Origin of the sequence: Oceanobacillus halophilus (assembly GCF_003628505.1) — a bacterium.
In the GTDB taxonomy this organism is placed as follows: Bacteria; Bacillota; Bacilli; order Bacillales; family Amphibacillaceae; genus Oceanobacillus; species Oceanobacillus halophilus.
Window position 1 is genome coordinate 17543 of the sequence record NZ_RBZP01000005.1, and the last position, 13990, is coordinate 31532.

The window sequence follows — 13990 nt, forward strand, 5'->3', positions numbered from 1 at the left end:
AGAATAAATATGAAATAAGGTGCATTGTTGATTTCCGCTCCGGGCAGTCGCGCACCTTAGGGCGGCTGATGAGCCTCCTCGTGCTATCGCACTCCGGGGTCTCATCTAGGCCTCTTTTCCCGCAGGACAAGGAAGGCTGCGGCAGCATTACATCGCACGAAGAAAATTGCCCTTTATTTTCGAGGAGTCGACTGCCCTCCGCTCCTATCAACTTGCTTAAAAGTAGTGGCTATATCTAAGAACCTTTATAACACGATTAGAAGTTAAAAAGCACTAAACTAGCGAAGGAAATACACGGAGACTCCTGCGGGATGAAAAGCCTAGGTGAGACTACGTAGAGCGATAGCTCGGAGTAGGCTCAGCAGCGCCCGCGGAAAGCGGAGTGTATTTCCGTAGCGGATGTATAGCGGTATTCTTAATTAAAGTGATCAACAGTCTATACAAAATGCGAAGAATAAAAGGTAACATTTTGTTGGACAATTAATGCCGTCCTAGCTTAAGAGAAAATTCCTTTACTAAAAAAACTCCCTGTAAAACAGAGAGTTTAAGGTTTGTTACGTTTTTTTATTTTTGTTCCTGCAAAAGTGCCCACAGTAAAAATAACAATCTGGCTAATAAGGAGTAAGATCCCACCTTTTTGTTGTTCTGCTACAGGATCAAATGGGAGGAGTGATTGATAAAATTCTGGTGTTAAATATTCTGCATCTGGCAAACACACTACTAGTGAAGACATAAATAAGTCTATATCCGTATAGAGGGAATAGATGCCTTCTTTTGCCATTAGTAAAAAAATACTGTAGGGAATCATTAACAAAATGTTAACTAATCCATAAATAAGTTTCTGTTTATCAGACAATTTACCAGGTTTTAGAATTGGTATCCATATTAGGATTGCAGCAATAAAAATAATAAGTAAAACAAAATAATTTAAATATAAATCAAGCCGTGAATAACTAAAGATTGCAGGAACATGATAACCATAAAAAAGAAGATAGAATGTACTCATTGCGACCACCGGCTTAGTCATGACATTTATAAGATTATCCAATATATTAACCTGTTTAACTTGATTGAAAATCTCATTTTTAAATCCCACAATAAACAATGGTGGTGCAATAAGATATAATAGAATGACTTGAATGATATGAGTACTGAATTTAATTCTACCAATAATATTTAATGGACTTCCTAATGCTGCATACAGCGCAGCTATACCTGCCAAAAAGGCCATTGATTTCCATATAGAATGACTTTTAGACGATGGCAATAATAAAAAATAAATGATGATTGCAAACGCCGAAAAGATAAATATTCCACCATTCCATAATGTAGAAGGATGAAATTCATCTAATATAATTTCTAACATCTTTACTACCAACTTTCTAACTCAATATTACTTCTATAAACTTGCAAAACTACCTTATAGAATAAGTATATAGGATATAAAATTCGATAAGGGAATATAGTTATAACAAAATAATGACAACTTGCTTATTCATCGCTGATCCCATTTTTTATTGCATATATGGCCAGTTTTGTGCGGTCTGCTAACCCTGTTTTTTGTAGGATATGGGTTATATGATTTTTAACAGTTCCTACAGACAAATGAAGGTTCCCTGCAATCTCTTTATTTGTAAAACCCTTTCCAACCAACTTTGTAATTGCTAACTCTCTCGGCGAAAGATCAATTTGTAATTCCTTAGATTTATTCGTTTTCTTTAATAATCGTGGAACAACTTTTGCAGCAACTTCATCATGGATGGTCATACCACCCTTCATACAGCTTTTTACAGCTTCTATTAACTTATCGGGTTCAGCCGTTTTTAAAAGAAACCCATTCGCTCCCTCTTCCAATGCTTGAAGCGCATAATCATCATCATTGAACGTTGTTAGTATTAATATTTTCACATGTGGCCATCGATGTTTAATTTTTCTGGTTGCTTCAATACCGTTCATAACCGGCATCCTAACATCCATCATAACGAAATCAATCATATGTTTTTCAAGTATATGTATTGCGTCCTCACCATCTGCCGCTTCATGTGTAACCTGGATATTCGGGTCCTGCTCCAGTATTACCTTTAATCCTTGTCTCACAATTGTTTGATCTTCTACTAACAATACCTGTAACATTCTATTCCCCCTCATTTGGGATGGTCCCAAGCACAATAAATTCCTTTTCATTTTGATAAACATGTAGTATTCCGTTTACATCTTCCACACGCTGTTTCATGTTTCTTATCCCAAAACCATAAACTATAGATTTAGAGAGATGAATCATATTCTTAATTTCAAATGATAGATCCCCTGTTGCTGATTTGCTTAAAATAACGTGAACTTCCCGAGAGTCACCATGACGCATGGCATTTGTTAACGATTCCTGAATGGCACGATATAGGGCTACATTTTTCTGATTAGAAAGTGGAATGGATAATACACCTTGTTTAATTGTTAATTGAACGAGCATATGACTTTCCGCTTCTAACCTGCGAATCAGATGAACAACCGTAGAAATTCCCTCATTTTCTTCCGATTGAAGCGCTTTTACAGCTTGTCTCGTTTCCTCTAAGCTGTCCTTTGCCATTTTCTTTAACTCTTCATATGCCTCATTTTTTTGTTTAATGGATAGCATTTCTAATTTCATTATTAAAGCTGTTAAGCGATGCCCAACAGAATCGTGAATATCTCGAGCTATCTTGGTACGTTCCTCTAATCGAGCATTATGTTCTAATTGCATGTTCATCCGCTTTAGTTTTCGATATTCTCCATAAAGTTCCTCATAAATCCCTTGCTGTTCTTTCCTATCTTTGGTCATTCCATAAATAACAAAAATTAGAAAGTCTAATAAGACACAATAAAGAATCAATTCCAGACCAAGAATTTCTTGGGTATACATAAGGAGAAGCATCATGACATTTACAAACACGAAATATCCAATCAACACCTTATAGTTGATGTAGAACATTGCATCCATTAATAAGAAGATTAAGATCAAAATACTTAAACTATTGTAATCAGTAACGAAATAACTATGAACAAAAGAAATGAATAGTAAAGATAAATACAATAATAATACTGATTTATTCAAGGAAAGAAGAAAAAAATAATATGCTGATTGGTATATTGAAACTTCCTAATCCAATTAAAAGTGTCCATAAACCCATAAATGATACAAACCGAGCCCAGAATATCTTCAAAACTTCACATCCTCTTCCTCTGCCTATTTTCTTTTAAACATACCAAAGAATTATGAGGATGAAAACAACAAAAGGGATAGAATAGATTGCCTAAACCGGACAGCTTTTATATGCACAACAAAGTATATTATGTTGGTCATCCTTTAGATTAACATTTGAGCAAAAGGCTCTTTTCTAAAGAATTGTTGCTTTTTGTAATATGACTTTGTTTCATATTTTGTATAGAGCCCTAATATCTTTAATTCAGAATACTACTCTGCCTCCGCTACGGAAATACACTCCGCTTTCCGCGGGGAGCTGGTGAGCCTCCTCCGTGCTGAAGAGCGTGTGCGCCTGCGTCTTCCAGTAATGCTTCGAAGCGGGCTTTCTCGGCGCAAGGGACAAGGGAGGTTATTCAAGTAGTTCCCTCACTACGTAGTCTCACCGATGCTCTTCTTCCCGCAGGACAAGGAACGCTTCGTCAGCGAAACATCGCACGCAGAAAAAAGTGGCCTTCTTTTTTCAAGGAATCTCCGTGTATTTCCTTCGCTAAATTTCTGCTCTACTTGATTTTAACTAGAATAATTCTATTTTACGAGGAGCAATGCCCAAAACGCGACATTATAGACTATAGCTTTAAAAATATCTAGAGAGTATATCATAGCGGAGGCAGAATGCGGAGACTCCTGCGGGAAAAGCACGTGTCCGAAGACCCCGCAGGACAAGGAACGCTTCGTCAGCGAAACATCGCACGCAGAAAAAGTGCTCTTCTTTTTCAAGGAAGTGGGTTTCTTCCGAGGAGGCTGAGGCCGTGCCCGCGGAAAGCGAAGTATTCTGCCGGAGCGATTGCCAGCAGAAAACATTCATAAGTGAAAGCGAGAGATAATTATTCTGAATTAAATAAATCAGGAGCTTCTATCAACTGTAAAACTTCAAAAAGCAACAAACTATACAAAAATAGCTATGCAAAAAAATAAGAGGTCCGTTACCTCTTATCAAAATCATACATCTACTTTTCTAAAACTGATTTTCCAATTATCTCCTGTTTCGATATGATATGCTTTAGCAAAAGACCCTTGATTTATTGCAACTCCAATTTTATCAAGTGAATTTACAAATAAAAGGGCTTCACCTAAACGACTATCTGCAAAGGAACGAACAAATTTTATCATATTTTTATAAAGATGCCGCTTATTATTCTCAATAGTAACCTCTAAAAAGTCACCATATAGAACCCCTGTCTCTACAAATAATTCCCGCTCTATGTTGGTCCACAGGTTTCCAAATCGTACATCTAGGATATCTATATTACCAGTGATTACTTTCTCTTTCTCTTTAACTTCTGTTTTGGCAAGGGGGAGTAAAGTCAAATTCTCCACACTTAGTTCCGGGCCGACATCCTCAAATGATATAATACCAGATGCTAGTCTTGCGGCTGTATAGACATAAACATCGCGACCATGAAATGTGTAAGATTCACCAGAATTCGGCAATCGATTGAATTCCTCCTCGATAATTCTTGCTTCGACAATTCCAAATTTATCTTTAATATGAGTTAGTGTCCCATTATCTGGAGTAACGATATATTGATTTAACCCCGTTTTAACCACGACACTCAATCTGTCTGTCCCAACTCCTGGGTCTACCACAGATACAAAAACACTGTCTTCCGGCCAATATTCCACCGTTTGATAAAGTCTGTATGAGGCTTCCCAAATATTAAAAGGAGGAATATCATGAGTTAAGTCAAAAATTCTGAGCCATGGGTCGACTGACAGTGCAACACCATACATCGCACTAACTGCTCCATCACTTAAACCAAAATCTGTTTGCAAGATGATATGTTTTCTCATTGAAATATCCCCCTTATTGGTAGTAACTGCAGTTAAATGAACACATCGCCCATTAAAATTTCCTTAAGTTAACATGATTATACGTAATTTATTTCGCGATAGCAATATTTATATTTTTACTTTTCTAAAAATGATATAATCTAACTAAAATGAAGAGGAGTGGTAACAGATGCAAACATATTTCATAACTGGTTATCCAGGATTTCTTGCAAGAAATCTCTTACAGCAACTAATAAAAGATCACCGGTCCACTATCGAACATATTTATTTGCTGGTACTCCCTAAACTTAAGGAACAAGCAGAAAAAGAACGCATGTATTTTTCAAAAACTGAAAGATTCGATGATGAAAAGATTACGATTGTTGAAGGAGATATTACGGAAGAAAAGCTGGCTATAAATAAGCAGATACAAGCGGAACTACAACAGAATGTTACCCATGTTTTTCACTTGGCAGCAGTTTACGACTTAGCTGTTCCTGAAACGCTTGCCTATCAGGTAAATGTAAAAGGAACCGATAACGTCAATAAATGGTTAAGAACTCTTTTCCATCTAGAACGTTACATCTATTTTAGTACCGCTTATATCTCCGGAACAAGAGAAGGTAACATATTTGAAAATGAATTAAACGAAAATCAATCCTTTCGTAATCATTATGAGAAAACAAAATTCAAAGCTGAAATTTTGGTAGACAAGTTAAAAACATCTATTCCAACTACCATTATCAGACCCGGAATTGTAAAAGGACATTCAAAAACTGGAGAAACCATTAAATTTGATGGCATGTATTTCTTGCTGAACTTATTCGATCGTATTGGATCATTGCCAATTATTCCCTATTTAGGCGAAGGAAACGTGGAAGGTAATTTTGTACCATCGGATTATGTGTTAATGGCAACGAGCTATCTAGCTATTGATAAAATAGGAGAAGGAAAAACATATCATGTAACAGATCCGAATGCCTATACCATGAGAGAAATCTATAAAATGGTATGTGAAGCTTATCTAGGGAAAACACCAAAAGGCATTGTTTCAAAATCAGTAGCTAGTTTACCTTTATATTCAAAATTAGTTCGTAAATGGATTCGTATTGAGAAAGAAGCAATGGATTATTTTATCATTGACTCTTCCTACGATACAACACAAACTATTACTGATTTAGAGGGATCAGGAATTGAATGTCCAGATTTAAAAGATACCATAGAACCCATGATTAACTTTTACCGTAGATATAAACACGACTATAAAAGGCACATCCAAATCTCCTAATAATTGGTAGGACATTTTGAGTACTTAAAAACATTTTCCTCTACTATCATCTTATTAAAATAGCTAACAGTATAGTATTATTCTATCATTTTCTTACTATTTTAACTGTTATGAATTTTTGTGTAGTATAATATATTGAACAGGTCCTGCAAGTTAATAAACATGTTGGTTGCTTAAACCCTTAAGAAGGGGGTTGAAGCGATTGATTCCAATTGACAAAACCATAGAGTTGATGCTCTCATTTGCCATGCTCGTGTTGTTAATTGTGAACAACAACCAAGAAAAAAAGTAATCCGCTCCGATTCCCCCCGGATAAGATTACTTTTTTTCAGGAAACCCTGAAGTAAAGCAGCCCAATTTGTTGCAGGAACCTGTTCGAGTCGTAAGTGCAGGAACTTACGGCTCGTTTTTAGGGCACCCATATGAAGCACACTATATATGATATTATATTGCTAACTCAGATATGATTCAAAATTTCACTCCATGCTTCCACTTTTTCCGAGTATGATTTATTGTATCGTCCAGGAATTGGACTGCTGGAAGGCAATTTCATAACTTCAACACCATTAAGTTGATTGACATCGAAATGTTTTAAGAAGGTTTGATAAGACTTTGTTCCATTACACCCAATAAATGAAATTGACGGATATTGTTCAAGCAAACCTATCATATTGTTTGGTACTTCATCCATAATGTCTGCATCCAGACTCCCTTTCCGATAACAAGCTGCAATCGAATCCCATAAGGCAATATGATGCTTTTTTACAAAATCCACTCGTTTTTCATATTCTGCAATCGGCTCTTCGTTAAATAATTCAAATAATATGGGCCAAAAATGGTTGCGAGGGTTTCCATAATATTGCATTTTTTCAAGGGATTTGACACTTGGCATCGACCCTAGAATCAGCACCTTTGGATTCTTAGGTAATACTGGTGGAAAGGATAGAATCTTCTTGTTCATCATTACTACCCCTGTCTATTGTTGAGTTTCAAATTTCTCATCTAATATTTTCTACAGCATAGCATAAATACAAATAAAAAAAAGGCTATAAAGCCCTTCAGAAATTTTCATTTCAGCTACGGCTTTATAGCAAAAAGGATAGAACCGCTTCTGAAAACCTCATAAGACTGCTCTCTTCTCTATTGACTTTCTTTCCTTGGTTCTTCATGCAACTCATTCTTATTCTTCTTATTTGACAGTTTTTCCTTAATAACTAATAACCAGCGTTTCATATGTTGATAAATATATCTATTCCAATAATGAGCGATCTTATTTCCTAACCAGTTTAACCTATCATAAACGTACGGTATTTTATAAGCTTTAATTAATAAATCTGCCAAAACGATAAGGAGCCAAATCGATATGTAAACATAACCAACCGCAATGAAAATTGCGAGCCAATGATCCGCCTGCAGCTGTATCATTATATATTCATATGGGCTACCTTCTGTTCTTTGCACAGTATAAACAAAGGAAATCAATGGAAGTAAAAGAGAAAAAATTAATGCGATAGCTGCTAATGGACTAAATTTTCGAATAACCCAATATATGATACTACTTATTAATACTAGTGAAAGAATAATACCATATAGAACCCAAAAACCTGCTGGCATACTTTCCAATAGTTACACTCCCCTTTTCAAAAAATGGTGTTAATACTATTATAATATAAAAAAATACTATTATTATATAATTCTGTAAAAAACTCTATCATCCTTTAAATTTTTATCTATAAATAAAGACTCCCAATAGCTTATGGGAGCCCAACGCATTAATTTGCTCTTAAATTAGCGATGACATTAAAACCAAAACAAAAAATTCCTATTACCGTTACTACCCCTCCTATTGTAGCAAGTGGAAAAAATAGCGGGCTCACTTCTAAGATTGCAAGTGCAATAGATATCATCATCACTGGAAGTCCAATGTTATGAAGCCAAAAGTGTGCTTTTGCTGCACCTGTTTCGGCAAGCTGTGGAAATAAAATATAAAATATACCGGCGATAGCTAATGACATCCAACCTAATAAATTTAAATGCGCGTGAACACTTGTTAATGTAAAAACATGAAAGATGGACATATACAATCCAAACAAAATTCCTATCATAAAATAAACTACTGCAATTTTCATTAACTTCACTCCCACACCTATCCCTCCCTTCCTTCTTTTTGACTAAGTCCAATTTATTATATGTTCATTAAACATTCGATTATGTTATATAATTCAGAATTATTAGGTATATAATTAAGATGAATACTTTTATTTTTTTAATATCTCTTTTTATTTACAGCAAAAACTCTGTTATCCTATGCTATAATTTGGAATTTTGATTAGGAGGAATACTTTGTGAAGGCAATCATAATAGGACTTTTGGGAGCATTATTTTTTTCTGTGACTTTTGTATTAAATCGTTCAATGGAACTAGAGGGCGGTAGTTGGGTATGGAGTGCATCATTAAGATTTTTCTTCATGCTTCCAATTTTATTTCTGATTGTAGGATATCAGAGAAATATACTACCCGTCATACGTCATCTAAAAAGGAATTATAAACCTTGGCTTTTATGGAGTACCATTGGATTTGGTCTGTTCTACTCCCCACTCACTTTTGCTACGGTTTACGGACCAGGTTGGCTTGTTGCCGCTACCTTTCAGTTAACCATTGTTGCTGGTTCACTGCTTGTTCCCTTTTTAGCCAAAGATCAAAAACAAAAGATTCCCGTTCAAGGTATCATTATCTCCTTGATTATTTTAGCCGGAGTCTTTATCATGCAGATGGAACATGCATCATCTGTTACACTAGTAAATGTTATTCTTTGTGTGGTCCCCCTTATCGTTTCAGCATTTGCTTATCCTTTAGGAAATCGGAAAATGATGGAGGTTGTGAATGGAGAACTTAACACTTTTCAAAGAATTCTAGGTATGACAATTGCCTCCATGCCTTTTTGGCTCTTACTTTCTGTATATGGCTCTATCGTTCACGGATTACCCGATGGCAGGCAGATGTCACAGACGTTTATTGTTGCCATTTCATCTGGGATCATTGCAACTGCTTTATTTTTTTATGCAACGGAACTAGTTCGTCACGATAATCAAAAACTTGCTGGAGTAGAGGCTACACAATCAGGAGAAGTAGTCTTTGCCTTGATTGGAGAGATACTTTTCTTAAGTTTAGCATTGCCGAGCTTCCTATCTTTTATAGGAATGATACTCGTTATAGCAGGAATGATTTTGCATAGTATAGTATCTTCTATAGGAAAACAGAAAAAGACCCCCGTTATTAATAAGATATCAGGAGAAAACTAGAACACTGCCAGTCTATTGCCAGCAGTGTTTTTATCACTTTATCGTTTGCTTTATGAAGTCTACTAATCTATCCTGATATTCTTCGGTAGCAATGTCATAAGCATCTGTATGTCCTGCGCCAGGGACTAACCATAATTCCTTTCCCCCTGCAGCCGCTTCATAAAGTTCTTTAGCCATCTCTGTTGGTACTAATTCATCTTCTTCGCCGTGAACAAGAAATATTGGAAGATTATTTTCTTTAACTTGATTTAATGCGGAGGCCTCTTCAAATGAATATCCTGATCTTATAACAGTCATGATACTTGTTAAATGAAGTAGCGGAAATGCCGGCAGATTATATAAATGCCTTAATTGGTGTGTTAATTCTTCTTTTACCGTTGTATACCCACTATCTGCAATAATTCCTTTTACTTCTTCTGGGAGGTCCTCCCCACTAGTCATTAATACGGCCGAAGCCCCCATGGAATTACCGTGCATAAGAATTTGTTCAGATTTATATCTATCAATTAATAGCTCAATCCATCCAAGATAATCAAGACGATCATGCCAGCCATACCCAATATAATCTCCTTCACTTTCCCCGTGCCCTCGTGCATCGGGAATTAGCACGTCAAATCCTTGATCATAATAAAACTTCGCATACTGCCCCATGCTCTCACTCGTTGAGCGGTATCCATGAGCAAGGATAACTGCTTTATTTTGAAGTGTATCATTTTCTATTAATTTTGCTTTTAATATTAAATCGTCGTATGATTCCAGTTCTATTAAAGTATGCTCCTGCTGGTCAAACCATACATTGGCTTCTTCTATGAGAGATTGATCTTGCGGACTGGCCATTACCTGCATTGTCTCCTCCCCACGATACAACTCCACTGCCATTCCACGCTTGACAGCTTCTCCATAAAAGTAATTAACAACCAACAATAACATGACAAAGACAATGCCTACTACAACCAATGCTGTTTTTATTATTTTTCTCTTCATCCCACTCCCCCAGATAACGATAATATTCATATTAACTATTTACCTATTAGTTTAGCATATGCCTTAACTATCTACTTCATAATTATTTAAAATCCAGGCTATTTTCTAAAGATTTGTTGTTTTTTGTAATATGACTTTGTTTTATATTTTGTATAGACTGTTGATATCTTTAATTCAGAATACTGCTTATCCCCCGCTACGGAAATACACTCCGCTTTCCGCGGGGAGCTGGTGAGCCTCCTTCGTGCTGAAAATCGTGTGCGCCTGCGTCTTCCAGTGATGCTTTGAAGCGGGCTTCCTCGGCGCAAGGGAGCAGGGAGGAATATTCAAGTAGTTCCCTCACTACGTAGTCTCACCGATGCTCTTCTTCCCGCAGGACAAGGAACACTTCGGCAGGGTTACATCGCACGCAGAAAAAGTGCTCTTCTTTTTCAAGGAAGTGGGTTTCTTCCGAGGAGGCTGAGGCCGTGTCTGCGGAAAGCGAAGTATTCTGCCGGAGCGAATGCCAGCAGAAAACATTCATAAGTGAAAGTGAGAGATAACTATTCTTAATTAAATAAATTAGGAATCTCTAACAATTACGACATTAATAAAGCAACAAAATTGCTTTTACATTTGCATTCACTCCAATAGAATATTACGCCATCCGTAGCTGGTAATAGCACTATCCAGAACCAAATGAAAAAGAGCATCACCACTAATGGTGATACCCTTGTCATCGTTATTAAGCTTCTTTTTCCTTTAAAGCAATTACAGGCTTTTTCTCTGTTCTCATATTAAAGACAATATTCAATACAATTGCTGTGACACTTCCTGCGACAATACCATTGCTTGTTAAAATTTGAACACTAGATGGTAAAGTAGCAAACAATTCAGGAACTACCGTTACTCCCAATCCCATTCCAACGGAGCAAGCAATAATCATGGAATTGCCAGGTGAATCATTGATAACTTTCCCGAGCATTTTGATACCTTGTGAGATAACCATTCCAAACATTGCAATCATGGCTCCACCTAATACAGAGGTAGGGATAATCGTTGTTAAGGCTGCAATTTTAGGAACTAATCCTAAACCAATCAGAATACCCCCAGCAACAAAAATCACTTTACGAGATTTTACACCAGTAAGCTGGATTAATCCCACATTTTGAGAGAAAGCAGTATATTGAAAAGCATTAAAAATACCACCTAGAAATACAGCAATACCTTCTGCTCGATATCCTTTTGATAAATCATCTTCAGACAAATCTCTTTTTGTAATATCTCCAAGCGCAAAATAAACACCGGTTGATTCCACTAAAGATACCATTGCTACTAAGATCATCGTGATAATTGCTGACCACTCAAATGTTGGCAGTCCGAAATAAAAAGGCTGAATCATGTGAAAGTAAGATGCTTCTGTTACAGCACTAAAGTCTACCTTGCCCATGAAAGCAGCTGTTAACGTACCAATGATTAAACCAATTAAGATTGATATAGAGCGAGTGAAGCCGCTAGAGAATCGGTACATAAGTATGATAAAAACAAGCGTTCCAAAGCCCAATGATAGATTTGCAACCGAACCGAAATCATTTGCACCTTGACCGCCACCCAAATCATTAATGGCAACTGGTATAAGGGTGATCCCAATAATAGTTACGACACTTCCAGTTACAACTGGTGGAAAGAACCGTACAAGTTTTCCAAATACCGTACTTATCGCTACAACAAATAATCCAGAAATAATAATAGCTCCATAAATAGCTGTAATTCCGTATTGTCCACCAATTGCAATCATCGGTCCAACCGCTGTGAAGGTACACCCAAGAACTACCGGAAGTCCAATTCCAAAGAAACGATTACTAAGTACTTGTAGGATTGTGGCAACTCCACACATAAATATGTCAATAGCCACTAAATATGTAAGTTGTTCCGAAGTTAACCCTAAAGCTCCACCAACTATTAATGGAACTAGAATGGCACCTGCATACATAGCAAGTACGTGCTGAATGCTCAATGCTGCTGTTTTCATATGGATACTTCCTCCTTAAATTTCACTTTTCCACCGTTTAGCGATTCAATTATTGCCAATGATTCCACTTGGATCCCACGTTCACGCAACTGATTTCCTCCAGGTTGGAATCCCTTTTCAATTACAATTCCAATTCCAGCAACTTTTGCACCAGATTGCTTAACTATATCCATCAACCCTAACGCAGCTTGCCCATTTGCTAGAAAATCATCAATTATTAGCACATTATCCTTGCTAGTAATATAATCTTTTGAAATCGATATTTCACTTGTTTCTTGTTTCGTAAACGAATGAACTTCAGCCGAATATAAATCATCAATTAGAGTAAGTGATTTACGCTTCCTTGCAATAACAGTAGTCACCCCCAGTTGCAATGCAGTCATAACAGCAGGGGCAATACCAGAAGATTCCAACGTTAAAACTTTTGTAATCCCTGCCTTTGTAAACCGAGTTGCAAATTCTTCTCCAATCTTCTGCATTAGAACGGGATCGATTTGATGATTTAAAAAAGAATCTACTTTCAGTACAGATTCAGATAATACTTTACCTTCTTGTGAAATCTTCTGTTTTAGTTCTTCCATTACACAAACAACCTCCATTTAATTCCTTGATATTATTACATAACAGAAAAAGCTCAGGAAATTTGCTTCTGCCTATGAAGAAGCAAATTTCCTGAGCTTTTGAACAAAACATGAGAAAATAAAATGAAAAAGATTATACAATCATTGCATATACTTAGTCATTATCCGCTTTTCATAGTCGGCTCATTTACGGTAAACCGGTAGAAACTTGCAGGCCATATCCCCGCGATTATATGAAAATAGTATTCAATTAAGATGATGTTACTAGTATAGCATGGAATAATTATATTGCAACCCGAACATTATTCAAAAAAACTTTCAAATAATTCGGATACCAAGATTTCAAAGAATTAAAATGATTACTTCCATTCTAACATTTCTATTCGATTACCAAAAGGATCTGATAAGTAGAATCTATTTGCCTCTGGAAGTTTATTGTCGACCTGAAAAACGACGTCCTTGTCTTTAAGGTATGTTTTCATTTGTTCTATATTTTGTACCAAAATAGCTGGATGTGCTTTTCTAGCGGGTATAAAAGGAGATTCTATTCCGAGATGGATTTCCACTGTACCTGCTTTAAACCATACACCTCCATTTTCCTTCAACAATGGAGGCTTTTCCAATTCTTCAAATCCTAACAAATCAACGTAAAATTTACGTGCCTTTTCTTCCCCTCCAGCTGGTGCAGCTAATTGAACATGTTCTATCTTTTCGTATTTAAAATTCATCAAAACCCCTCCCTTTTATAATAATAAGTATATCAAGGAGCATAGCTGAGAAGTGATATCGATTTGTTATCGTAATGAAGAAGAATTA

Annotated in this window: 13 protein-coding genes and 1 riboswitch; of the genes, 2 read left to right on the top strand and 11 right to left on the bottom strand. The window is 36.3% G+C overall.

Going from position 1 to position 13990, the window contains the following annotated elements:
- Nucleotides 1-544: 544 nt before the first annotated feature.
- The 4 genes from D8M06_RS08515 to D8M06_RS08530 all read right to left on the bottom strand — a co-directional run bounded on the left by D8M06_RS08515 (nucleotide 545) and on the right by D8M06_RS08530 (nucleotide 5029).
- A complete protein-coding gene (locus tag D8M06_RS08515) occupies nucleotides 545-1366 on the bottom strand; it encodes a cytochrome c oxidase assembly protein (protein ID WP_121203977.1) in 822 nt (273 codons plus the stop codon).
- Between the two features lie 125 nt (nucleotides 1367-1491).
- Complete coding sequence (locus D8M06_RS08520) at nucleotides 1492-2133, bottom strand: response regulator transcription factor (protein ID WP_121203978.1); 642 nt, start codon at nucleotides 2131-2133, stop codon at nucleotides 1492-1494.
- A gap of 1 nt (nucleotide 2134) precedes the next feature.
- Complete coding sequence (locus tag D8M06_RS08525; protein WP_241558911.1) at nucleotides 2135-2896, bottom strand: sensor histidine kinase; 762 nt, start codon at nucleotides 2894-2896, stop codon at nucleotides 2135-2137.
- A gap of 1281 nt (nucleotides 2897-4177) precedes the next feature.
- Nucleotides 4178-5029 (bottom strand): SAM hydrolase/SAM-dependent halogenase family protein, encoded by an 852-nt coding sequence (locus D8M06_RS08530; protein WP_121203979.1) that lies wholly within the window; start codon nucleotides 5027-5029, stop codon nucleotides 4178-4180.
- Nucleotides 5030-5198: 169 nt separating this feature from the next.
- On the opposite strand from D8M06_RS08530, the gene D8M06_RS08535 reads away from it, so the two are divergent.
- A complete protein-coding gene (locus D8M06_RS08535; protein ID WP_121203980.1) occupies nucleotides 5199-6296 on the top strand; it encodes an SDR family oxidoreductase in 1098 nt (365 codons plus the stop codon).
- 457 nt (nucleotides 6297-6753) lie between these two features.
- Here D8M06_RS08535 and D8M06_RS08540 read toward each other — a convergent pair whose 3' ends face one another.
- The 3 genes from D8M06_RS08540 to D8M06_RS08550 all read right to left on the bottom strand — a co-directional run bounded on the left by D8M06_RS08540 (nucleotide 6754) and on the right by D8M06_RS08550 (nucleotide 8425).
- The gene (locus D8M06_RS08540) at nucleotides 6754-7257 is read right to left on the bottom strand and encodes a DNA-deoxyinosine glycosylase (protein ID WP_121203981.1); all 504 of its coding nucleotides are present in this window, start codon (nucleotides 7255-7257) and stop codon (nucleotides 6754-6756) included.
- 179 nt (nucleotides 7258-7436) lie between these two features.
- Nucleotides 7437-7919, bottom strand: coding sequence for a hypothetical protein (locus D8M06_RS08545; protein ID WP_121203982.1), 483 nt, complete (start codon nucleotides 7917-7919; stop codon nucleotides 7437-7439).
- A 149-nt stretch (nucleotides 7920-8068) separates the two neighbouring features.
- Complete coding sequence (locus D8M06_RS08550) at nucleotides 8069-8425, bottom strand: cytochrome-c oxidase (RefSeq protein WP_241558912.1); 357 nt, start codon at nucleotides 8423-8425, stop codon at nucleotides 8069-8071.
- Between the two features lie 216 nt (nucleotides 8426-8641).
- Here D8M06_RS08550 and D8M06_RS08555 point away from each other — a divergent pair, with 216 nt between their 5' ends.
- Nucleotides 8642-9598, top strand: a complete 957-nt coding sequence (locus tag D8M06_RS08555) for a DMT family transporter (protein ID WP_121203984.1) — start codon at nucleotides 8642-8644, stop codon at nucleotides 9596-9598.
- 33 nt (nucleotides 9599-9631) lie between these two features.
- Here the strand turns inward: D8M06_RS08555 and D8M06_RS08560 are convergent, their stop codons facing one another.
- The 4 genes from D8M06_RS08560 to D8M06_RS08575 all read right to left on the bottom strand — a co-directional run bounded on the left by D8M06_RS08560 (nucleotide 9632) and on the right by D8M06_RS08575 (nucleotide 13902).
- Nucleotides 9632-10582, bottom strand: a complete 951-nt coding sequence (locus D8M06_RS08560; protein WP_121203985.1) for an alpha/beta hydrolase — start codon at nucleotides 10580-10582, stop codon at nucleotides 9632-9634.
- Nucleotides 10583-11306: 724 nt separating this feature from the next.
- Entirely contained in the window at nucleotides 11307-12593 is a 1287-nt protein-coding gene (locus D8M06_RS08565; RefSeq protein WP_121203986.1) for a nucleobase:cation symporter-2 family protein, read from the bottom strand.
- Nucleotides 12590-13174 (bottom strand): xanthine phosphoribosyltransferase, encoded by a 585-nt coding sequence (locus D8M06_RS08570; RefSeq protein ID WP_121203987.1) that lies wholly within the window; start codon nucleotides 13172-13174, stop codon nucleotides 12590-12592. Before D8M06_RS08570 ends, D8M06_RS08565 begins: the two co-directional genes overlap by 4 nt.
- A 155-nt stretch (nucleotides 13175-13329) precedes the next feature.
- A riboswitch (purine riboswitch) is annotated at nucleotides 13330-13431 on the bottom strand.
- 102 nt (nucleotides 13432-13533) lie between these two features.
- Nucleotides 13534-13902 carry a VOC family protein gene (locus D8M06_RS08575; protein ID WP_121203988.1) on the bottom strand — a complete coding sequence of 123 codons (369 nt, stop codon included), beginning with the start codon at nucleotides 13900-13902 and terminating at the stop codon, nucleotides 13534-13536.
- Nucleotides 13903-13990: the final 88 nt, after the last annotated feature.

What these genes read in the sequence shown, in the direction of transcription:
- D8M06_RS08530 (WP_121203979.1), bottom strand. Translation starts at nt 5,029, where the DNA reads ATGAGAAAACATATCATCTTGCAAACAGATTTTGGTTTAAGTGATGGA.
- D8M06_RS08515 (WP_121203977.1), bottom strand. Translation starts at nt 1,366, where the DNA reads ATGTTAGAAATTATATTAGATGAATTTCATCCTTCTACATTATGGAAT.
- D8M06_RS08520 (WP_121203978.1), bottom strand. Translation starts at nt 2,133, where the DNA reads ATGTTACAGGTATTGTTAGTAGAAGATCAAACAATTGTGAGACAAGGA.
- D8M06_RS08560 (WP_121203985.1), bottom strand. Translation starts at nt 10,582, where the DNA reads ATGAAGAGAAAAATAATAAAAACAGCATTGGTTGTAGTAGGCATTGTC.
- D8M06_RS08525 (WP_241558911.1), bottom strand. Translation starts at nt 2,896, where the DNA reads ATGTATACCCAAGAAATTCTTGGTCTGGAATTGATTCTTTATTGTGTC.
- D8M06_RS08575 (WP_121203988.1), bottom strand. Translation starts at nt 13,902, where the DNA reads ATGAATTTTAAATACGAAAAGATAGAACATGTTCAATTAGCTGCACCA.
- D8M06_RS08570 (WP_121203987.1), bottom strand. Translation starts at nt 13,174, where the DNA reads ATGGAAGAACTAAAACAGAAGATTTCACAAGAAGGTAAAGTATTATCT.
- D8M06_RS08565 (WP_121203986.1), bottom strand. Translation starts at nt 12,593, where the DNA reads ATGAAAACAGCAGCATTGAGCATTCAGCACGTACTTGCTATGTATGCA.
- D8M06_RS08535 (WP_121203980.1), top strand. Translation starts at nt 5,199, where the DNA reads ATGCAAACATATTTCATAACTGGTTATCCAGGATTTCTTGCAAGAAAT.
- D8M06_RS08550 (WP_241558912.1), bottom strand. Translation starts at nt 8,425, where the DNA reads ATGAAAATTGCAGTAGTTTATTTTATGATAGGAATTTTGTTTGGATTG.
- D8M06_RS08540 (WP_121203981.1), bottom strand. Translation starts at nt 7,257, where the DNA reads ATGAACAAGAAGATTCTATCCTTTCCACCAGTATTACCTAAGAATCCA.